Annotated in this window: 12 protein-coding genes; 4 read left to right on the top strand and 8 right to left on the bottom strand. The window is 70.2% G+C overall.

The genetic code is table 11. The annotated features are described in order from the left end of the window. Positions 1–59 precede the first annotated feature (59 nt). Positions 60–875, bottom strand: a complete 816-nt coding sequence (locus ACFUK0_RS30720; RefSeq protein WP_380255737.1) for a DeoR/GlpR family DNA-binding transcription regulator — start codon at positions 873–875, stop codon at positions 60–62. A gap of 651 nt (positions 876–1,526) precedes the next feature. Between ACFUK0_RS30720 and ACFUK0_RS30715 the strand changes: the two genes are divergently transcribed. After that, positions 1,527–2,843 carry a glucarate dehydratase family protein gene (locus ACFUK0_RS30715; RefSeq protein WP_380255736.1) on the top strand — a complete coding sequence of 439 codons (1,317 nt, stop codon included), beginning with the start codon at positions 1,527–1,529 and terminating at the stop codon, positions 2,841–2,843. A gap of 216 nt (positions 2,844–3,059) precedes the next feature. Here ACFUK0_RS30715 and ACFUK0_RS30710 read toward each other — a convergent pair whose 3' ends face one another. The 7 genes from ACFUK0_RS30710 to ACFUK0_RS30680 form a co-directional block, all read right to left on the bottom strand. Further along, positions 3,060–4,811, bottom strand: a complete 1,752-nt coding sequence (locus ACFUK0_RS30710; RefSeq protein ID WP_380255735.1) for a glycoside hydrolase family 27 protein — start codon at positions 4,809–4,811, stop codon at positions 3,060–3,062. Between the two features lie 46 nt (positions 4,812–4,857). Next, positions 4,858–6,630 (bottom strand): glycoside hydrolase family 27 protein, encoded by a 1,773-nt coding sequence (locus ACFUK0_RS30705; RefSeq protein ID WP_380255734.1) that lies wholly within the window; start codon positions 6,628–6,630, stop codon positions 4,858–4,860. 35 nt (positions 6,631–6,665) lie between these two features. After that, positions 6,666–7,571 carry an ABC transporter permease gene (locus ACFUK0_RS30700; protein WP_380255733.1) on the bottom strand — a complete coding sequence of 302 codons (906 nt, stop codon included), beginning with the start codon at positions 7,569–7,571 and terminating at the stop codon, positions 6,666–6,668. Next, entirely contained in the window at positions 7,568–8,491 is a 924-nt protein-coding gene (locus ACFUK0_RS30695) for an ABC transporter permease (protein ID WP_380255732.1), read from the bottom strand. Before ACFUK0_RS30695 ends, ACFUK0_RS30700 begins: the two co-directional genes overlap by 4 nt. After that, on the bottom strand, positions 8,488–9,657 hold the full coding sequence (locus tag ACFUK0_RS30690) for an ABC transporter ATP-binding protein (RefSeq protein ID WP_380255731.1): 1,170 nt from the start codon (positions 9,655–9,657) through the stop codon (positions 8,488–8,490). Before ACFUK0_RS30690 ends, ACFUK0_RS30695 begins: the two co-directional genes overlap by 4 nt. A gap of 14 nt (positions 9,658–9,671) precedes the next feature. After that, complete coding sequence (locus ACFUK0_RS30685; protein ID WP_380255730.1) at positions 9,672–10,925, bottom strand: extracellular solute-binding protein; 1,254 nt, start codon at positions 10,923–10,925, stop codon at positions 9,672–9,674. 107 nt (positions 10,926–11,032) lie between these two features. After that, positions 11,033–14,224, bottom strand: coding sequence for a glycoside hydrolase family 3 C-terminal domain-containing protein (locus ACFUK0_RS30680; RefSeq protein ID WP_380255729.1), 3,192 nt, complete (start codon positions 14,222–14,224; stop codon positions 11,033–11,035). 784 nt (positions 14,225–15,008) lie between these two features. On the opposite strand from ACFUK0_RS30680, the gene ACFUK0_RS30675 reads away from it, so the two are divergent. The 3 genes from ACFUK0_RS30675 to ACFUK0_RS30665 all read left to right on the top strand — a co-directional run bounded on the left by ACFUK0_RS30675 (position 15,009) and on the right by ACFUK0_RS30665 (position 20,386). Next, positions 15,009–17,126: a glycoside hydrolase family 2 protein gene (locus ACFUK0_RS30675; RefSeq protein ID WP_380255728.1), complete on the top strand. Its 2,118-nt coding sequence runs from the start codon at positions 15,009–15,011 to the stop codon at positions 17,124–17,126. Positions 17,127–17,208: 82 nt separating this feature from the next. Then, entirely contained in the window at positions 17,209–18,759 is a 1,551-nt protein-coding gene (locus tag ACFUK0_RS30670; protein ID WP_380255727.1) for a glycoside hydrolase family 76 protein, read from the top strand. Positions 18,760–18,910: 151 nt separating this feature from the next. Continuing rightward, entirely contained in the window at positions 18,911–20,386 is a 1,476-nt protein-coding gene (locus ACFUK0_RS30665) for an RICIN domain-containing protein (RefSeq protein WP_380255726.1), read from the top strand. Positions 20,387–20,499 lie beyond the last annotated feature (113 nt).

Below are 20,499 nucleotides of genomic sequence, written 5' to 3'. Positions count from 1 at the left end.
GGCGCACGGCGTCACCCGGGCCCGGTGATGCCCCAGGGACCCGTCGGACCGGAGGCCGGTCAGTCGTCGGACTGCGCTGTGTCCGCCACGGTCAGCGTGCCGACGGCATCCCTCAGCAGGGACTGGGCCTGGGTGTCGAGCTTGTCGTCGGTGATGAAGAGGTCGATCTCGTCGAGCCGGGCGAAACTGCTGAGCCCGACGACCCCCCACTTGGTGTGGTCGGCGACCACCGCCACGCGGCGGGCGGAGGAGATGAGGGCGCGGTTGGTCTGCGCCTCCGCGAGGTTGGGGGTGGTCAGACCGGCGCGCTCCGAGACGCCGTGGGCGCCGAGGATGAGCAGGTCGACGTGCAGACTGCGGATCGCCTGGTCCGCGATCGGGCCGACCAGTGCCGCGGAGCGGGTGGGCGAGCCTCCGGTCAGCAGCAGTGTCGGTGTGCTCGCGTCCTGCTCCTGGGCGGAGGCGCGCAGAAGATCGCCGATCGGGAGCGAGTTGGTGACCACGGTCAGGTGCGGGATGCTCAGCAGCCGGGTGGCCACCGCGTAGGTCGTGGTCCCGGCCGAGAGGGCGATGACGGTGCCGGCTTCGACGAGCGCGGCCGCCGCGTCGGCGACGGCGTCCTTCGCGGCGGACTCCCGGCCGGACTTGGCCTCGAAGCCGGGTTCGTCGACGGCGCCGCCGGGATTGGCCACGGCGCCTCCGTGGACCTTCTGCACCGCTCCGGCTCTGGCGAGCGCGTCGAGATCGCGTCGGACGGTCATGTCGGAGACCCCGAACTGCTCGACGAGGTCGGACACCCGGACAGCACCCGACCGGCGCACGAGGTCGACGATGAGGGAACGTCGCTGGGACGCCAGCAGCGCTGCATCCGCCATGACCATCCCCTGTCGTACACATCAGATGCCGTGACATCGCACGGAAAGCACCGGAACCGAACAGGTACAGGATAGGCCTCAACATCACCGGGGAGGAACGGGCAGGCCGATCGGATCGGCCGGCGGGCCGCCCGGACGCCCGGCACCCGGCGGTCCCGGTGGCCACTCGGCTGACGAACCGTCCTCCCGAGGGCCCGCGATTCTCGTTCCTGCCTCAACCCGCCGGTCCTCTCTGTACGGTGGCGCACGCGGTGACTCCCGGGGCCACGGTGCCTGCGGCGGCAGTCCGCGAGTGGAGCGATGACGGTGACCTCGCTGCCCGAGCGCGGGACGTGCCGGCCCTCGGGCGATCTGGCCGGGGCCGGGCCGGCCACGGAGACCCTGACGTGTGCCTGCTGTCCGCAAAGCGGCGTCCGCGATCTCCTGGAGCGCGTGACCGCCTGACGCCGTCCCGGCGTGTGACATGTTGATTAATTTAGCCTGTAGTCGGGGTTCAGTCCAGAGCTGCGCGCCTCGGGGAACGGCTGGGCCGCGCCGCGCACATGACGGGGCGGAGGTCGCCGAGGAAGGCCTCCGCGAAGTGCGGATTTCGTTGACGGGCATGGTCGGCCGGACCTAGGATTTGGACTTATGGGTGAACAGAATTCACATATGAAGACAGATCATGTGGTGGGTACATCGACCGCCCTTGCCGTCGCCGAGGTCCGGCTGACCCCGATCCTGATCGCCGACCCACCGCTCCTCAACACCCAGGGCGTCCACCAGCCGTACACGCCAAGGCTGGTCATCGAGGTCATCACCGCCGACGGCACGTCCGGAGTGGGCGAGACCTACGGCGACACCCGCTACCTGGACCTGGCCGCACCGCTGGCCGCCGCGCTCCCCGGCCACTCGGTCAGCGACCTGAACGGCCTCTTCACCCTGGCGGAGCGGGTCTGCACCGATCCCTCCGAGGTCTCCGACTCGGTCGACGTCGGCGGACTGCGCGGCGTCCAGACCGCCGACAAGCTGCGGCTGTCGGTCATCTCCGGTTTCGAGGTGGCATGCCTGGACGCTCTCGGGAAGTCCCTCGGACTGCCGGTGCACGCGCTGCTCGGCGGCAAGGTCCGCGATGCCGTCGACTACAGCGCCTACCTCTTCTACCGGCTCGCCTCCCATCCGCAGGGCCAGGGTGAGCAGGACGACTGGGGAGCCGCCCTCGACCCCGCGGGTGTGGTCGCGCAGGCCCGCCGGTTCGCCGACACGTACGGCTTCGGGTCCTTCAAGCTGAAGGGCGGCGTCTTCCCGCCCGACGAGGAGATCGCGGCGATCCGCGCCCTCGCCGAGGCGTTCCCCGGACAGCCGCTGCGGCTCGACCCCAACGGCGCCTGGTCGGTGGAGACCTCGCTGTACGTCGCCCGCGAGCTGAAGGGCGTCCTGCAGTACCTGGAGGACCCGACCAGCACCACCGCGCGGATGGCCCAGGTCGCGGCCGGCACCGACCTCCCGCTGGCCACCAACATGTGCGTCACGACGTTCCCGGAGATCGAGGAGGCCTTCGCCCGCAAGGCCGTCCAGGTCGTGCTCTCCGACCACCACTACTGGGGCGGACTGCGCAACACCCGCGAACTCGCCACGATCTGCCGCACCTTCGGCGTCGGCCTGTCCATGCACTCCAACACCCACCTGGGCATCAGCCTGGCCGCCATGACGCACGTCGCCGCCACCGTGCCCAACCTGGACTACGCCTGCGACTCGCACTACCCGTGGCAGACCGACGACGTCATCACCGAGCGGCACGTCTTCACCGGCGGCCGGCTCACCGTCTCCGACCGACCGGGCCTGGGCGTGGAGTTGGACCGCGACGCACTGGCCGGCCTGCACCGGCGCTGGCTGGACGACGACGGGACGATGCGCGACCGCGACGACGCCGCCGCGATGCGCAAGGCCGACCCGGAGTGGACCACGCCCACCGTCCCGCGCTGGTAGGCGGGTGCTGAGGAGTCGTTGCCGCCCGTGGCCGGTCGTTCCGGCCGCGGGCGGTCCGTGCGGGCGCCCGGCCGGGGATTCCCGGCCGGGCGTTCTGCGTGGGCCGCCGTCGGGTCGGGCCGCCCGTGACGGTCCGGTCGTGACGGTGCCCCGGCCGCCGCTGCGAAGCGGCGGCCGGGGTGAGGCCGGCCTGACGTCGACCGGTGTGTGCGGGGGTCAGCGGGGGACCAGGGACCACTTCTGGGCCGAGGTGCCGTTGCACGTCCACAGCTGCAGCGGGGTGCCGTTCTCGGTCTTCGCGCCGGTCACGTCCAGGCACAGGCCGGACTTGTCGGCGACGACGGTGCCGTCGCTCTTGATCGTCCACTTCTGGGCCGAACTACCGTTGCACTCCCACAGGTTGACCTTGGCGCCGGGAGCGGTGGAGCCCTCGTACACGTCGAGGCACTCGGTGGCGCCCATCGTGCGCAGCTCGCCGGAGGAGGTCGGCGAGAACAGCTGGTTGATGCCGCCGTTGCAGTCCCAGATCTGCTCCTTGGTGCCGGGGAAGTAGACGTTGCCGCCGGCGGTGTCGGCGCACTTGCCGGTCTGGGCGCTCACCAGCTGGCCGGTGCCGCCCGTCCCGGAGGTGGGGACGGCGGAGATGAGGGCGACGCCGCCGGCGGCCACACCGGTGGTGTAGGTGCTGACGGTGCCGAGCGGCTTGTCGTTGTTGATCATGTCGGTGATCTTCGCCGTGCCCGTCAGCCCGAGCTGGGCCAGCGGAAGGCTGAAGGTGTGGCTGGCCGAGGTGTCGGTGTTGAACACACCGATGTACCAGGTGCCGTTCTTCTCGCGCTTGGCGAAGACCTGCTCGTTGCCGTCCTTGACGAACCGGGAGGCGGGGATGCCGTCCTGGTCGATCGCGATGAGCCGCTTGTTGGCCAGCAGCGCCTTGTCACCCGCGTCGAGATGGGTCAGGTCGGCACCCAGCATGTACTGCGAGCTGGCCAGCGCCCACAGAGCCATGTTGGTCTGCCGCTGCGGAGGGGTGAGTCCGTCGTTCTCGCCGTTGCCGACGCCGAACGAGTCGAGGTCGTTCCAGCCGCCCTTCCCGGCGTAGGGCTGGTACTTCGCGGCGTCGTCGAACCGCCTGGAGACGTTGGCCCAGCTGGTGAGCGGGAAGCTGTAGCCCTTCGGGCTGGCGCCGATGTCGCCGTCGATGCGCCAGGAGTTGGCCAGCGACGACCAGGTGGCGCCGTTGGACGCGGACAGGCTGGCGGACAGGTTGAGCGCGATCGGGCGGCCGGTCTGCCCCACCGCCTTGGACCAGGCCGTCACGTCCGCGGTCTTGGACGCGCCCACGCCGTCGAGCTTGAGGTAGTCCACCCCCCAGGAGGCGAACTGGTCGGCCCAGGAGTCGATGAACTCCTGCGAGCCGGGCTTGCTGAAGTCGATGTTGCGCATGCCCTTGCAGTTGAAGTTGCTCGCGCTGCTGGTGGTGGCGATCTCGTCCGCCGTGTGCGAGCTGCCGATGATCTTCGTCTTCTTCGCGACGGCCTGGGCGGAGATGCCCGGGGTCACGTAGAGACCGAACTTCAGCCCCTTGCTGTGCACGTAGTCCGCCAGGACCTCCATGCCGTCCTTGGAACCGCTGTTCGGGAAGAGCGAGGTGTCGGTCACCCAGCGGCCGTTGGAGTCGACGTCGGGGCCCTGGCTGCCCGGGCACCTGTACCAGAAGTCGTCCATGTTGGCGTAGACGTAGCCGAGGTCCTTCAGCCCGCTCGACACCAGGGCGTCCACCTGGGCCTTGAACTTGGCGGCGGAGGGATCCCGCTGCAGGAAACCCCACCCGCTCCAGCCCATCAGCGGGGCGTTGACGGCGATGCCGTTGTCCGAGGCCGAGGCCGTCTGCACCAGGGCCTGCGGACCCACCAGCCCCACGCTGACGGCTGCCGCCAGCGCCATGACCACCCATCGTGATTTCATCTGTCCTCCATACGTGCGAATGCGTCGGTTGCCAGGGGGGTGCCGGTCACTTGAGGGTCCACTGCTGGTTGTCCCCGCCGTTGCAGGTCCAGAGCTCCAGGCCGGCGCCGTTGGGGTTGGCCGCACCGGTGACGTCCAGGCAGAGGCCCGACTGGACACCGGTGATGGTGCCGTTGCTGTTCCTGTTCCACTGCTGGTTGCTCCCGCCGTTGCAGTCGTAGATCTCGACGTGCGTGCCGGCGGCCGTCTGCTTGTCGTGCGCGTCGAAGCACTTGCCTTCGAGGCGCAGGGTCTTGTCGGACGTGCTGTAGGTGACGTTCTGGTTCGGGCCGCCGCTGCAGCCCCAGACCTGCAGCTGGACCCCGTTGTAGGTGGTGCCCTGCGGGGAGTCGGCGCAGCGGCCGGAGCGCTTGCTGACCAGCGGGGTGCCGATGGTGCCGTGTCCGGCGGCCGGGGTGACGCGCAGCACGCGGGAGCCGTGACCGGGGACCGAGCCGGTGAACCTGCCGCCGGAGGTGCCGAGGTCGGTGTGGCTCCACAGGTCGCGGACGGTGGCGTTCCCGGTGAAGCCCAGGTCCGACCAGTTCGCGGTGACGTTCGCGGTGGAGCCGCCGAGGTTGAACAGGCCCACCGTGTAGGAGCCGTCGGCGTTGTAGGCCCACCAGGTCTGCTGCTGCGCACCCTGGACCACGGGGTGGGCGGGACGGCCCGTCCGGTCGACGGCGAGGATCTCGTCGTTGGTCAGCAGGGCCAGGTCGCCGGAGTCCATGTGGGTCAGGTCGGTGCCGAGGATCAGCGGCGCCGCCGAGACGGCCCACAGGCTGAGCTGGGTGCGGCGCTCCTCGACGGTCAGGCCGGTGTTCGCCCCGTTGCCGACCTCGATGGAGTCCGGGTCGCCGTACCCGCCGGCGCCGTCGTACTGCACCCAGGCCGGCAGGGTGTCGAACCGCTTGGAGACCTGGCCCCAGTTCGTCAGGGTGCTGCAGTAGCACTCCACGTCGCCGCCGACCCGCCAGCCGTTGGAGTACTGCCTCCAGAACGGACCCTGGTTGATGTCGAGGGCGTTGGAGAGCTCGAAGTGGATGAGGCGCCCGGACTGGTCGAGTGCCTCCGACCAGTGCTGGACGTCGGCCTTGTCGGAGGTGTGGACGCCGTCCATCTTGAGGTAGTCGGCGCCGTAGGAGGCCAGCAGCTTCGCCCACGAGTTGAGGAAGGCCTGCGCCGCGGCGGGGTTCTTGGCGTAGTCGATGAAGTACATCGCGCCGTCGCGGAAGTTGTAGTTCGTCTCGTAGTGCGTGGTGTCGGAGACGATGTCGCGGGCGTGGAAGGACGTCCCCTCGATCGGGGTGTTCTGGTTGTACGCGGCGACCGGGATCCCGGGCGTGAGGTACAGGCCGAACTTCTCGCCCTTGCCGTGCACGTAGTCCCCGAGGGCCTTCATGCCGTGCGGGAACCTGGCGGTGTCCACCACCCAGCGACCGTAGGCGTCGACGTTCGTGCCGGGGTCGAGGTAGTAGAAGTCGTCGATGTTGATGTAGTTGTAGCCGTGGCTCACCAGGCCGGTGGAGGCCAGCGCGGCGGCCTGCGCCTGGATGTTCGCCTCCGTCGGATCCTTCCGGATGAAGCTCCAACTGCTCCAGCCCGACAGGGGCTTCAGCCCGGCGCCGTTGGCCGACGCGGCCGCGGGCGGAGCGGTGGAGACTGCCGTTCCGTACAGGAACGAGGCCAGCAGCGCGGCTACGGCGAGCAGGCTCCACCAGCTACGGCGCTGGGAACCGGCAGCACAGGGGAACCCGTGCGGTGGTATCGATGACGTCATGGGCGGTCCTTCGGGTGGTCCGGCACGGGTGGGGGTCAGTTCGAGCTGCGGGCGACGAGTTGGGTGGGGTTGACGAAGCGCAGGGCGACGAGCAGGAGGACGGCCATGGAGGCGGTGTAGATGACGGCCATGGCGTCGATGGACTGGGGCGTGCGGATCCCGGCCGAGAACGCGGCCGAGAACAGGGACACGATCAGGGTCTGGCTGTCGGGACCCGAGGTGAGGAAGGTCAGCTCGAACATCCCGAAGGTGCGGACCAGGACGAGGATCCCCGCGGCGAGCATTCCGGGCAGGAGCAGCGGGCCCAGGACGCGGACGAGGACCGAACGGGTGGAGGCACCGCACATCCGGGCCGCCGCTTCGAGGCGGGAGTCGATCTGCTCGATGAAGGGCGTCATGGTGAAGACCACGAAGGGGATGGAGGGCACCAGGTTGGCCAGGACGACGCCGGTGAGCGAGCCGGCCAGGTGGAACTTGTACAGCACGGTGGCCAGCGGGATGCCGTAGGCGATCGGCGGTACCAGGATCGGCAGGACGAACAGCGTGGTCAGCAGGCGCTTGCCGGGGAAGTCGCGGCGGGCCAGGGCGTAGGAGGCGGGTACGGCCAGCAGCAGGGACAGGGCCACGACCAGGAAGGAGACCTCGATGGTGACCCACATGACCTGGCCGAGGCCGAACTCCTTCCAGGCCTTGCTGTACCAGCCGGTGGTGTAGCCGTCCGGCGCCCAGCCGGCGAACCAGGTCCGGCCGAAGGAGTTCAGGACGACGGCGCCGATGACACCGAGGAGGTTGAGGAAGAAGAACGCGAGGGCGGCCCAGACCAGCCAGCTTCCCGGCCGCAGGGCCAGGGAGCGGCGCCGGCGTGCCCGGTGGTGCGTGCCGGTGCCGCCCGGACGATCGGCGGTGGTCGTGGTCGTGGCCGCGGGTGTGGTGGTGCTCATCCCTTGCCTCCTGTCGAGCCGCGGTAGAGGAGGCTGCGCAGGCCCATGGCGGCGCCGATGACGGCGAGCATGAGGGCGGTCATCACCATGGCGATGGCGCAGCCCTGGGAGTAGTCGAAGTGCTCCAGGGCGACTTCGTAGGCCGCGATGGAGATGACGTGGGTCCGGCCGTCGGGGTCGCCGACCATCATCGCGGAGGGGAAGACGGCGAAGGCCAGGACGAAGGTGAGGCAGAACGTCGTCAGGAGCCCGGGGAGCAGCAGCGGGAAGGTGATGTGGCGGAAGCGCTGTCGCCGGTCGGCGCCGAGGGTGGCCGCGGCTTTCTCCAGGGCGGGGTGGATGCCGGAGAGGTAGGAGTGGGTGAGCAGGAAGGCGAAGGGGAAGCCGCTGATGATCAGTGAGAGCAGTACGCCCCAGTAGTTGTAGGTGAGTTGTACGGGTGTGTCGGCCAGGCCCAGGGCGTGCAGGGTCTGGTTGAACCAGCCGACCGGGCCGAAGAACTCCACGATGCCCTCGGCGGTCAGCACCGTGCCCAGGGTGATCGGGACCACGAGCAGGCCCAGCAGGAGGCGCTTGCCGCGGAAGTCGCGGCGCATGCCGTAGGAGACGGGCACGGCCGCGCCGACGTTGATCAGCGCGGCGGGCAGCGCGAGTTCGAAGGTGATGGCGATGGAGCCGACCGAGAAGGAGTCGCCGAAGAAGGCGCGGTAGGAGCCGAGGAAACCGCCGGTGTCCGGCTGGAAGGAGATCTGCAGTCCGTAGAGGAACGGGTAGCAGAACAGCGCGACCACGGCGAGCAGCCCCGGCAGCAGCAGGAGCAGGGTCCGGTCGACACCGCGTTCGGCCAGGCGGTGCCGCAGCGCGGCGCGTTGCCTCGCGGGGCCGGGCGCGGCTCCCGGCGGCGACAGGGTCATGGTCATGCGGCCGCTCCCCGGGGGCCCTGGGGGAAGACCAGGGCGCGTTCGGCGGGGATCGTCAGCGACAGGGCGTCGTGCGGGCGCACGGAGGCGGTGGTGGTGAAGTGGATGCGGTCGCCCTCGCGGGTGAGGGCCTCCACGTGGAACTGCCGTCCGTGGTACTCGACGATCTCGGCGATGGCCTCCACATCGGCGCGGCCGCCGTCCTGGGCGAGGTGGATGTCCTCGGGGCGGATCGCGACGACGGCCTGCTCGCCCGCGACCAGCGGGCGGTCGGCGACCGGCGTGCCGCGCAGGGCGAGGCCCCGGCCGCGGGCCAGCGTGCCGCCGGCGTCGGCGGAGGCGACCTCCAGGTGGAGCAGGTTGCGGTAGCCCATGAACGCGGCCACGTGCGCGTTGGCGGGATGCTCGTACAGGTCGGCGGGGGTGCCGATCTGGCTGACCCGCCCCTCGTGCAGGACGACCAGGCGGTCGGCCAGCGACAGTGCCTCCTCCTGGTCGTGGGTCACGTAGAGGGTCGTCAGGCCGAACTGCTGGTGGATGCGGCGGATCTCGGTGCGCATCTCCAGCCGCAGCGCCGCGTCCAGGTTCGACAGCGGCTCGTCCATCAGCACCAGCGGCGGCTCCAGGACGATGGCACGGGCGATCGCGACCCGCTGCTGCTGGCCGCCCGACAACTGCCCGGGATGCTTGCCGGCCTGCTCGCCGAGCCTGACCAGCCGCAGCACCTCGTTCACCCGGCGCTCGGTCTCCGCCTTGCCGACCTTGCGCATCCTCAACCCGAAGGCGACATTGGCGCGCACGGTGAGGTGCGGGAAGAGGGCGTAGTTCTGGAAGACCATCCCGAAGTCGCGCTTCTCCGGCGGCAGGGTGTCGATCCGACGGCCGTCCAGCGTGATCTGACCTCCCGTCAGGGGCAGCAGGCCCGCCAGACAGTTCAGGGCCGTCGTCTTGCCGCATCCCGAAGGGCCGAGCAGTGCGACGAACTCACCACCGTGCAGCGTCAGATCGAGCGGATGCAGCGCGGTGTGCGCGCCGTAGGCGCGGGTGACGCCCTGCAGCCGCAGCTCACGCAACTGCGACGCGGGACGCCCGGCACCCGGTGGCGGCTGTTCGGGCGGCGGGCCGGGAACCGGGCCGGACTTCGGGTCGGATGCGATGGGGGTCATCGAGGGGGTTCCGCTCATTTCGTCGAACCGATCTGGCGGTCCCACAGGTCGAAGGCCGTGACCTGGGTGGTGGCCGGCAAGGAGTTCTTGATCGGGTACTGCTTGATCCAGGCGTCGAACTCGGGCTCCCCGAACTGCTCGACGACCTTCTGAGAGGCGGCCGGGGCCTTGCTCAACGGCACGTCCTTCACCGCCGGACCGGGATAGAAGTAGCCCTCGTCATAGGCGAACGCCTGCTGCTCGGGAGTGAGCATCCACGCCAGCAACCGCAGCACGGCGGTCAGCACGTCGGGCTCGACACCCTTGGGGATCACCCCGAACTGGGCGTCGCTCACCCAGGTGAACGAGGAGAACTTCGCGACCTTCATCCCGGGCGGAACCGTGCCCAGCGCACGCGGATTGACGTACCAGCCCGTGGTCGTGGCGACCATCTGGACGGTACCGGCCGCAAGGTTCTTCATCGTCGCGGTCGTTCCCGCCGGATACGAGTCGACGTGCTTGTTCAGCTCGGTCAGATAGGCCCACGTCTTCGACCACCCGTTGACCGGGTCCGTGGGGTCGGAGTCTCCCAGCAGGTACGGCAGGCCCATCAGGAAGGTCCGCCCCGGGCCGGAGTTCGCCGGCCGCGCGTACTGGAACTTCCCCGGATTCGCCTTCGCCCAGTCCAGCAGGGCGTCGGCGGTGGCTGGAGGCGTCGCGACCTTCGCCGGGTCGTACTCCAGCAACGGCCCCGACGGATACCAGACCAGCTCGATCCCCTGGTCCTGTGCCAACGAGGCCATCGCCGCCGCGGCCGGCTGGTAGTTGGCCGTCAGATCCGGGAAGAACGCGTCGTAGTAGGGCTTCAACGCGTACCACAACCCGTTCTGGATGCCCGCCGCCAGACCGTCGGTACCCGTGAGCACCAGATGGATCTGCACGTTGCCCGCCTGCTGCTGCGCCTGCACCTTCGCGGCCAGCTGGGGCGCGGTACCGGTGCTGTACGTCACCCGCGAGACGATCTCGGGATGCGCGTCCTTGAACGCCTCGATCATCGGCTTGGTCAGCGCGAGATTCCCCGCCACGTCCAGCACGTTCAGGGTGACCGGCTTGGCGGGTGCGCTCGGGAGGGCGGTGGGCGCAGCGGAGACGTTGCCGCGGGCGGGACTGCTCGGGGCGGAGCAGGCCGCGAGGACGGGCACCGCGGCGGCGCCGGCGGCGAGCGTGGACAGCACCCGGCGGCGCGAGGGGGCGGGGATGCTCGATCTGCGTCCGGGGAATTCGGGCATGGCGGGTGACGTCCTTCGCTGGGTGGTGGTGTCCCGTCGGGCGGGTCGCCCGCCCGACGGGACAGAGGTCGTACGGAACAGCCGGGCCTACTGGCGGCGCGGACCGGTCAGGGCAGCGTCCACTTCTGGGCGTTGGTGGTGTTGCAGTCGTAGATCTGGAGCTGGGTGTCGGGGGTGGTGGAGGCGGCCGGGATGTCCAGGCAGCGGCCGGAGGCGGAGTTCAGGAGGGTGCCGTCGGAGCGGGCCTGCCAGGCCTGCGCACCGGTTCCGTTGCAGGTGTAGAGCTGGACGAGGGTCTTGTTGGCGGTACCGGCGGCGGCGACGTCCAGGCACTTGCCCAGGACCCGGAGCGTGCTGCCCGCCACGGTCCACTGCTGGGCGGCGGAGCCGTTGCAGCCGTAGACCGTGACCGGGTTGCCGTCGGTCGTGCTCGCCGCCCGGTCGTCCAGGCACAGTGACGAGGAGAGCCTGGAGACGATCGGGCCGGTCCTGGCCGGCGCGGTGGTGGTCCACACGAACGAGGTGCTTCCGGCCGCGCCGGTGCCGTCCGTGGCGGTGGCCGTGACGGTGGTGGTCCCGGCGGAGGTGGCGGTTCCGGAGATCCTGCCGGTGCCGGCGTCGACGGCCAGTCCGGCGGGCAGGCCGGTCGCCGTCCAGCGCAGGGTCTGACCGGATGCCGAGTCGGTGGCGCGCAGGGCCAGGCTCGCGGCGGTGCCGACGGGGCTGCTCATGCCGGCCGGATTGGTGACCTTGACCGTGTTGCCGGTGCTGGTGGAGGTCACGTTCAGGGTGCCGGACAGCTGGGGGGCGGCCGAGGTGTTTCCGACGCCGATCCCGTAGGTGCCGGTGGTGGCGGTCCACTTGTCGGTGGAGGCGTTCCAGGAGGACAGGTCGTGCATCGGCACGGAGAAGCTGATCTGCCGGCTCGCCCCGGGCTGCAGGTCGACCCGCTGGAAGCCCTTGAGCTGCTTGCCGGGCTCGCCGACGGCGGCGGGGGCGGTGACGTAGAGCTGGGCGACGTCGGCGCCGGCGCGGCTGCCGGTGTTCCTGACGGTGGCGGTGACGGTCGAGTCGCCGTGCGCGTCCGGGCCGGTGACGTGGAGGTCGCTGTATCCGAACGTCGTGTACGAGAGGCCGTATCCGAACGGGAAGAGGGAGGCGATGCCCTTGGACTGGTACCAGCGGTAGCCCATGGCCAGACCTTCGGAGTAGCGGACCTGGCCGTCCTGGCCGGGCCACTGCGCGGCGGTCTGCGCGGGGACGTCGGTCAGTGCCCTGGGGAAGCTCACGGGGAGCTTTCCCGAGGGGTTGACGTCGCCGAACAGCAGCGAGGCGATCGCGGTGCCCTCGCTCTGCCCGGCGTACCAGCTCTCCAGCACGCCGTCGACCTTGTCGATCCAGGGCATCGTGACGGCGGACCCGGTGTTGAGGACGACGACGGTGTGCGGGTTGACCGCGGCCACCTGGGCGATCAACTGGTTCTGGTCACCGGGGAGTTCGATGTCCTTCAGGTCGGATCCCTCGGACTCGTCGGTCTTCGCGAAGACCACCGCGACGGACGACTTCCTGGCCAGTTCCACAGCCGCGCTGATGGAGCTGTTGCTGTAGTCGGCGGGAGTCCAGGAGAAGCTGAGCTCGCTGCCGCCGTCCTTGTTGTAGTAGTCGATCTCCACCGGGACGGTCTGGCCGGCCGTGAGCGTGATGCTCACCGACCGGGGGGTGGGCGCCTGGTCGCCCCACTGGTCGATCAGCTTCCTGCCGTTCACGATGAGCCGGCTGCCGTCGTCGCTGGTGGTGGCGAAGGTGTACACACCGGTGGCGGGGGCCTTCAGGGATCCGGTCCACTTCGCCGACCAGTTGGTGGCGTTCACCCCGGAGCCGGGCGACTTGCCGCCCCAGTCGGCGTCGAGGGTGGCGCTGTTCCTGGTCAGCACCGGGCTTCCGGACAGCGTGGTGTTGTTGTAGTACGTGCCGGTCAGCCCGGTGCCGCCGCCCGAGGAGGGGGTCAGGACACCGGCGGGTACGGTGGCGAGCGTCGAGGAGGTCGTCGATCCCTGCGAGTACTGGACGTTGACGCCGGACCCGGCGCGGGAGGTGATGCCCTGCTGCGGGCTGACCACCGAGTCCGCGTGGACCGAGGCGCTGCCGCCGCCGGAGTTCTGCCAGCTGCCCAGGACGGCGATGGACGAGCCGCCGGCGGTGCCCAGCGGCAGGATGCCGTCGCTGTTCTTCAGCAGGACCGTGCCCTGTTCGGCGACCTGACGGCCGGTGGTGACGTGGGCGGCAGTGCTCACACGGGCCGAGGTCGAGCCGGTGGGTGCCTTGTCGAAGAGGCCGAAGGTGAACATCTCGGTGAGGATCCGGCCGGCCATCGTGTTCAGGGTCGACTGCTTGACGGAGCCGTCGGACAGCGCGGCCTTCAGCGGGGTGCCGTAGTAGTCCCGGCTGCCCATCTCCATGTCCATACCGGCGTTGGCCGAGTCGGCGCCCGCGTGGGTGCCGCCCCAGTCGGAGGTGACGTAGCCCTTGAAGTCGAACTGGTCGCGCAGGACGGTGGTGAGCAGTTCCTTGTGCTGGCAGGCGTAGGTGCCGTTGACGGTGCTGTAGGAGCACATCACCGAGGACGGCGCGCCCTGCTCGACGGCGGTCTGGAAGGCCGGCAGGTAGAGCTCCTGCAGCGTCCGCTCGTCGATGATCGCGTTGTCCTTGGGGTTGTTGCGGTTGGTCTCCTGGTTGTAGACGGCCAGGTGCTTGAGCTGGGCCATCACGCCCTGGCTCTGCACCCCGCGGATCTCGGAGGCGCCGATGGAGCCCGCCAGGTACGGGTCCTCGCCGAGGGTTTCGAAGGCCCGCCCGAACCGCGGGTCGCGGACCAGGTTCACCGTCGGGCCGAGGTCGACCTCCGAGCCCTTGCCCGCCTGCTCGTTGCCGATCACCGCGCCGTACCGCTGCGCGGCGGCGGTGTCCCAGGTGGCTGCCACGCTTACGGCGGAGGGCAGTTGGGTCACGCCGGTCAGATGCTGCCCCACTCCCGAGGGACCGTCCTCCAGGTCCAGCTCGGGCACGCAGAGGGACGGTATGGCCGGGACGACTCCGGCGTAGGCGTTGCCGTCGCCGGCCACCATCGACAGCTTCTGGTCCTGGGACATCGCCCCGAGCAACTGCGCGACCCGGTCGGCGACGGGCGCGGTCGACCCGACCCAGGGGCATCCGGGGCTCGCCTGCGCCGCCGCAGGGGCGGCGGAGGACTGCCCGGCGATGCCGGCCGCCACGAGTGCGCCACCGATCGCGGCGCTCAACCAACGCTTCCGTAACATTGAGACATCTCCGTTCAACACACTGACGAGGTCGTCCGCGACCCGGACGACGGAACACGCGGGCATGCCGCCGCGGTCGGGGCGCCGTGGTGGGGGGAGCCGCGGTGTTGAGTCCGGCGGACGGATGCTCCGGCAGGAGGCCGGCGGGGTTCGTGGGACTGCCGGCGGTCGCCGTCGTCGCCACGTCCCGGTGGTGCTGGTCCATCCCCGGGAAGTGCCCTTCGCCCGGCGGTGGACTGGGCCAAAGTGTGCTGTCTTGTTTCTTCTAGGGTCAAGACTCAAGACAAAGAAACATTTCCCGACATGACGGCAGAACGAGAAGCCGCAGGCCGGAGCGTCGAACATCGTCGAATTCGAAGCGATCGTTCTGCCGAGTTGTTCATCTACATGAACCCTGAGGCCCTGTCGGCCGGTCGGGCAAGGGCTGTTGGCAGGCGCCACAGGGTTGACCCTGGAGGTCACCCCGGCCTAGCCTCGCTTCGAGCCGCGGTTCATACTTCAGATTTCTGTTCATGTACGTGAACTGCTCGGGTCCATGCCCACGACTGGTGATTTTGGTTGTTTTCCGGCGTCCTGAGTGAACCCTGGCTGGGCCGACCAGGTGCACGGTGGGGATGTCCGGTCAGGGCCGTCCCGCACTCGCGGTACCCGTGGGCGTCGAGCCGCAGTTCCCACCCGAAGTCACCGGCATCGGGCCGGTCCTCCCTCGCACCCTCCCGGAGGCACAGGCCGCCGGACCGCATCCCCCACCCCGGGAAGGCACGCCATGCACGAACTCCCCAGCCGCCGGCAGGTGCTCGGCACCCTGGCCGGCGGCGCGCTCGCCACCTTCGTCGCCGGCAACGCCGCGGCCGCCGCCGCGCCGTCCGCCGCCGCGCAGACGTACACGCCGCCCGCATCGCGTACCTGGCTCAGCCTCAACTCCGGGTGGCGCTTCCACCGGGGTGACGTCGCCGGTGCGCAGGCGCCCGCCTTCGAGGACAGCGCGTGGAGCGCCCTCAGCGTGCCGCACACGTGGAACGCCCAGGACGGGGCGGACGGCGGCGGCACCTACTACCGCGGCGTCGGCTGGTACCGCCGCCGCGTCACCGTCCCGGAGGACCTGGCGGGGAAGATGCTCTTCCTGCAGTTCGCCGGGGCCAACCAGGTCGCCGACGTCTGGATCGACGGCGCCCACCTGGGCCGGCACCAGGGCGGCTACTCCCGCTTCCGGTTCGGTGCCACCGCGAACCTCCAGCCGGGCCGGGAGAGCGTGCTGGCGGTCAAGGTGACGAACGCCAACAACCCCGACATCGCACCGCTGAGCGGTGACTACACCTTCCAGGGCGGCCTCTACCGCAACGTCAGCCTCTACGCGGTCGACAAGCTCGCGCTACGGATGCTCGACCACGCCGGCCCCGGCGTCTACCTGCGCCAGCGCAGCGTCACCGCGGCCTCGGCGACGGTCGACGTGCGGGCGACGGTCTTCAACAACAACTCCACCAGCCGCTCCCTGGTGGTGCGCGCCGTCGTCACCGACGCGAGCGGCACGATCGTCGCCGACCGCAGCAGCGCGCCGCAGACGATCGGGGCCAACTCCGGTGCGGACGTCGTCCAGACGCTCACCGTCGCCGACCCCCGCCGGTGGGACGGCGTGGCCGATCCGTACCAGTACCGGGCCACCGTCGAGATCCGGGACGCCGCCGTCGGGAGGGTCACGGACGTCGTCACCGAGCCGCTCGGCCTGCGCAGCTTCGGCTTCGACCCGACGGGCGCGTTCACGCTCAACGGCAGGCGCCTGGGCCTGCGCGGCGTCAACCTGCACCAGGACCGGGCCGGCGCGGGCTGGGCCGAGAGCGACGCCGACCACGCGCAGGACTTCGCCCTCATCGGCGAACTCGGTGCCAACGCCGTCCGGATGGCGCACTACCAGCACGACCAGAAGGACTACAACCTCGCCGACGCCGCCGGCCTGGTGGTGTGGGCCGAGGTGCCGCTGGTGAACGGCACCACGAACTCGGCGGCCTTCACCGCGAGCACGCAGACCCAGCTGCGCGAGCTGATCCGGCAGAACTTCAACCACCCCTCGATCGTCTTCTGGGGCATCGGCAACGAGCAGCGCTCCGACGACACCCCCACCAACAACCTGCTGGCGAGCCTGGCGGCCCTGGTCAGGAGCGAGGACCCGGACCGGATCAGCGCCTACGCCAACAACCTGGGCAACGACGCCAAGGTCGCCGGCCACGCGGACACCACCGCGTACAACAAGTACTACGGCTGGTACGGCGGTTCCTACAACGACCTCGGCGGCTGGGCCGACAGCCTCCACAAGGCCCAGCCGGCGCGCACGTTCGCCCTCTCCGAGTACGGCGCCGGCGCGAACACCACCCAGCACGCCCTCAACCCCTCCGGCTACCAGAGCGGATTCCACCCCGAGGAGTACCAGGCACTCCTCCACGAGGCCTCCTGGAAGCAGCTGGCCGCCCGGCCCTTCGTCTGGGGCAGCTTCGTGTGGAACATGTTCGACTTCGCCTCCGACGGACGCAACGAGGGCGGCCAGTCCGGCATCAACGACAAGGGCCTGGTCACCCGCGACCGCTCGACCCGCAAGGACTCCTTCTACTGGTACAAGGCCAACTGGTCACCCGAACCGACCCTCTACATCACCAGCCGGCGCTGGACCTCACGCATCGACGCCGCCACCGAGGTGAAGGTCTACTCCAACGCCGCCGAGGTCACCGCCGTGCTCAACGGCGCCTCGCTGGGCGCGCGGAGCAGCTCGGACCGCATCTTCAGGTGGACCGGCGTGAAACTCCGCCAGGGCGCCAACACCCTCACCGTCACGGCCTCCATCGCCGGTGCCACCCACACCGACACCGTGACCTGGACCCTCGCCGGTTCCTGACCTGACCCGACCGGCCCTCGGTTCCGCGGACCACGGCACCACCCTGCCCGTCCCCCCACCCCCACGCAGAACGAGGAACGACATGAGAGAGCACACGGCGTGGCACGCCGGAGTACCGGCGACCCCGCACACACCCGCCTCGGCGAACGGCAGCACGGCCGCGCCCGGCGACCAGGACCGCGCCACGCGGCGCCGGCGCCGGGCCAGGCTCCTGGGCTCGGTCCTGACGACCACGGCCCTCGGTGCGTCGGCGCTGGCCGGATCGGCCGGCACCGCTGCGGCGGCCTCACCCGCCGCGAACGGCGCCGCCGCGCTGATGAAGTCGTACAACGCCGCCACCGGCCAGATCGGCACCGGCTGGTGGAACTCCGCGGTGGCCCTGAGCACGATCGAGACCTACCAGCAGACCACCGGTGACACCCAGTACTCGTACGCGATCTCCGGGGCCTTCGACAAGCACAAGGCGTCGAACTTCGAGAACGAGTACCTGGACGACACCGGCTGGTGGGCACTGGCCTGGGTCCAGGCGTACGACCTCACCGGGAACGCCGCCTACCTGCAGATGGCCAGGACCGACGCCGACTACATCCACCAGTACTGGGACTCGACCTGCGGCGGCGGCGTCTGGTGGAGCACGGCCAAGGGATACAAGAACGCCATCCCCAACGAGCTCTTCCTCCAGCTGACGGCCGCCCTGCACAACCGCATCCCGGGGGACACCACCTACCTGAACTGGGCCAAGCAGGAGTGGAACTGGTTCAAGGGCAGCGGGATGATCAACAGCTCGCACCTGGTCAACGACGGTCTCACCAGCTCGTGCGGGAACAACGGCCAGCAGACCTGGTCCTACAACCAGGGCGTCGTGCTGGCCGGCCTGTCCGAGCTGGCCAGGGCCACCGGGGACGCCGCGCTGCTCACCACCGCCCGGCAGACCGCCGACGCGGCGATCTCCCGGCTGTCCAGGAACGGGATCCTCACCGAGCCGTGCGAGTCCTCGGGCTGCGGCCCGGACGCCGTCTCGTTCAAGGGCGTCTTCGTCCGCGGACTGCGCACCCTGGCCACCGCCGCCCGCACCACCGCGTACGACGCGTGGCTCAACGCCCAGGCGAGCTCGATCGCGGCCCACGACACCAACAGCAAGGGGTTCGGGGTGTCCTGGGCGGGACCGCTCAGGGAGCTCTCCTCCAGCAGCACGGCGAGCGCCGAGGACGCACTCGTCGCGGCCCTGCCGGGAGCGGGCACCCACCCGACGGGCCCGGTGAGGTCGGGCATCGCCGGCAAGTGCCTCGACGACTACAAGGCATCGACCGCACCCGGGGCCAAGGCCCAGATCTGGGACTGCAACGGCGGACCGTCGCAGCAGTGGACCGTCGACGGCCAGACCCTGCGTACCAACGGTCTCTGCCTCGACATCACCGACAACGACACCGCCAACGGCACCCTGGTGGAGTTGTGGACCTGCAACGGCGCCGCCAACCAGAACTGGAAGTCCTCCAACGGCGCCCTGGTCAACCCCGCCACCGGCAAGTGCCTCGATGACCCGCACTCCAGCACCACCAACGGCACCCAGCTCCAGATCTGGACGTGCAACGGCGCCGCCAACCAGAACTGGACGCTGCCGCAGGCGAGCTGATCCGCATGCCGCACGGCCGCGGGCCCCGTCGGTCCTCCGGAGGGGGGAGGACCGACGGGCCCGCGGCGGTGCCCCCGTTCGAACGGTCCTCTTCGCTCCCGCACCGGCTCACTTCGACCGGTCGGCCACGACCTCGGACAAGGCAGGACTCATGCTGAAGAACAACTCCGGTCTGGCGGCGCTGCTCCGGCGCACCGTGACGGTACTGCTGCTGCTCGCGGCAGCCGTGCTCGGACCGCTGCCCGCCGCCCACGCGGCGGGCGTGAGCACGTTCACCCCCGGCGCCGCGTGGAAGGATCAGAACGGCAACCGGCTGCAGCTGCACGGCCTCGGGATCGTGAAGTCCGGCAGCACCTGGTACGGGTTCGGCGAGGACAAGACCGGTGAGAACTCCTCGGACACGTCCTTCCGTTCGATCCCCTGCTACAGCTCGGCCGACCTGCAGACCTGGACCTACCGGAGCAGCGCACTGCCCCGGCAGTCGAGCGGCGACCTGGGGCCGGGCCGGATCGTGGAGCGGCCCAAGGTGATCTACAACGCCTCGACCCGCACCTACGTGATGTACCTGCACATCGACAGCCCCTCCTACTCCGAGGCGAAGGTCGGGGTGGCGACCAGTTCCACCCCCTGCGGCCCGTACACCTACCGGGGCAGCTCCCGTCCGCTGGGCTTCCAGAGCAAGGACCTGGGGCTCTACCAGGACACCGACGGCACCGCCTACCTGCTGTCCCGGGACCCGCAGCACGGCCTGCGCATCGACCGCCTCTCCGCCGACTACCTGTCGGCGGTCTCCACCGTCGCCCTCCTGCCCGACTACGAGTCCCCGGCGGTGATGAAGTCCGGCGGCCGCTACTACCTCCTCGGCTCCCGCCTGACCGGCTGGAACACCAACGACAACGTGTACGCCAGCGCCACCTCGCTGGGCGGTCCGTGGACGCCGTTCACCGGGTTCGCACCCACCGGCACCAGGACGTACAACAGCCAGACCGCGAACGTCATCCCGGTCACTGGCTCCTCGGGGACCACGTACATCTACGCCGGCGACCGCTGGAACCCCTCCGACCTGGGCAACTCCCCGCTCGTCTGGCTGCCGGTCACCTTCTCGGGAACGACGCTGAACGTCGGCTGGTTCTCCTCCTGGTCGCTGGACACCGCCGCGGGCACCTGGACCGCGGGCGCGTCCGTGCCGAGCGCGGCCGGCCACGTCCTCACCAACGCCGCCGGCTCGCAGGTCATCGACGTCAACAAGGCGTCCACCGGTGACGGCGCCGCCGTCATCCAGTGGCCCGCCACCGGCGGCGCCAACCAGACCTGGCACCTCCGCCGCGCCTACGGCAACGTCTTCAGCCTCGTCAGCGCCGGGAGCGGCAAGTGCCTGGACGTGTCGGGTGCCTCCACCGCCGCCGGCGGGGCCCTCGTCCAGTGGCCGTGCTCCGGCGCCGACAACCAGCTGTGGGCCTTCGACGCGGTCGGCGACTACGCCTCCGCGTCGAACACCTCCTACGTCCTCAAGAACCTCAACAGCGGCCTGGTCGTCGACGTGCCGAAGAACTCCACCACCGCGGGCACGGCCCTGGACCAGTGGAGCAGCAACGGCGGCGCGAACCAGGTCTGGCGCGTGTCCTGAGCCATCCCCGCACCGCTCATTCCCCCACCACCGGGACGGGCGGGGGGCTGTGCCCCCCCCCCCGCCCCCCCCCCCCCCCCCCGCGCGCCCCCCCAACCCGCGGGGCCCGCCCC

The organism is Kitasatospora sp. NPDC057223 (genome assembly GCF_042669755.1).
GTDB lineage: Bacteria > Actinomycetota > Actinomycetes > Streptomycetales > Streptomycetaceae > Kitasatospora.
The sequence above is the reverse complement of the archived record's forward strand: the minus strand, read 5'-3'. Positions and strand labels throughout refer to the sequence as shown.

Bases quoted from the DNA above. Each gene is read 5' to 3' on its own strand.
- ACFUK0_RS30720 (WP_380255737.1), bottom strand. From the start codon at position 875: ATGGCGGATGCAGCGCTGCTGGCGTCCCAGCGACGTTCCCTCATCGTC.
- ACFUK0_RS30715 (WP_380255736.1), top strand. From the start codon at position 1,527: ATGAAGACAGATCATGTGGTGGGTACATCGACCGCCCTTGCCGTCGCC.
- ACFUK0_RS30690 (WP_380255731.1), bottom strand. From the start codon at position 9,657: ATGACCCCCATCGCATCCGACCCGAAGTCCGGCCCGGTTCCCGGCCCG.
- ACFUK0_RS30675 (WP_380255728.1), top strand. From the start codon at position 15,009: ATGCACGAACTCCCCAGCCGCCGGCAGGTGCTCGGCACCCTGGCCGGC.
- ACFUK0_RS30670 (WP_380255727.1), top strand. From the start codon at position 17,209: ATGAGAGAGCACACGGCGTGGCACGCCGGAGTACCGGCGACCCCGCAC.
- ACFUK0_RS30695 (WP_380255732.1), bottom strand. From the start codon at position 8,491: ATGACCATGACCCTGTCGCCGCCGGGAGCCGCGCCCGGCCCCGCGAGG.
- ACFUK0_RS30705 (WP_380255734.1), bottom strand. From the start codon at position 6,630: ATGACGTCATCGATACCACCGCACGGGTTCCCCTGTGCTGCCGGTTCC.
- ACFUK0_RS30685 (WP_380255730.1), bottom strand. From the start codon at position 10,925: ATGCCCGAATTCCCCGGACGCAGATCGAGCATCCCCGCCCCCTCGCGC.
- ACFUK0_RS30700 (WP_380255733.1), bottom strand. From the start codon at position 7,571: ATGAGCACCACCACACCCGCGGCCACGACCACGACCACCGCCGATCGT.
- ACFUK0_RS30665 (WP_380255726.1), top strand. From the start codon at position 18,911: ATGCTGAAGAACAACTCCGGTCTGGCGGCGCTGCTCCGGCGCACCGTG.
- ACFUK0_RS30710 (WP_380255735.1), bottom strand. From the start codon at position 4,811: ATGAAATCACGATGGGTGGTCATGGCGCTGGCGGCAGCCGTCAGCGTG.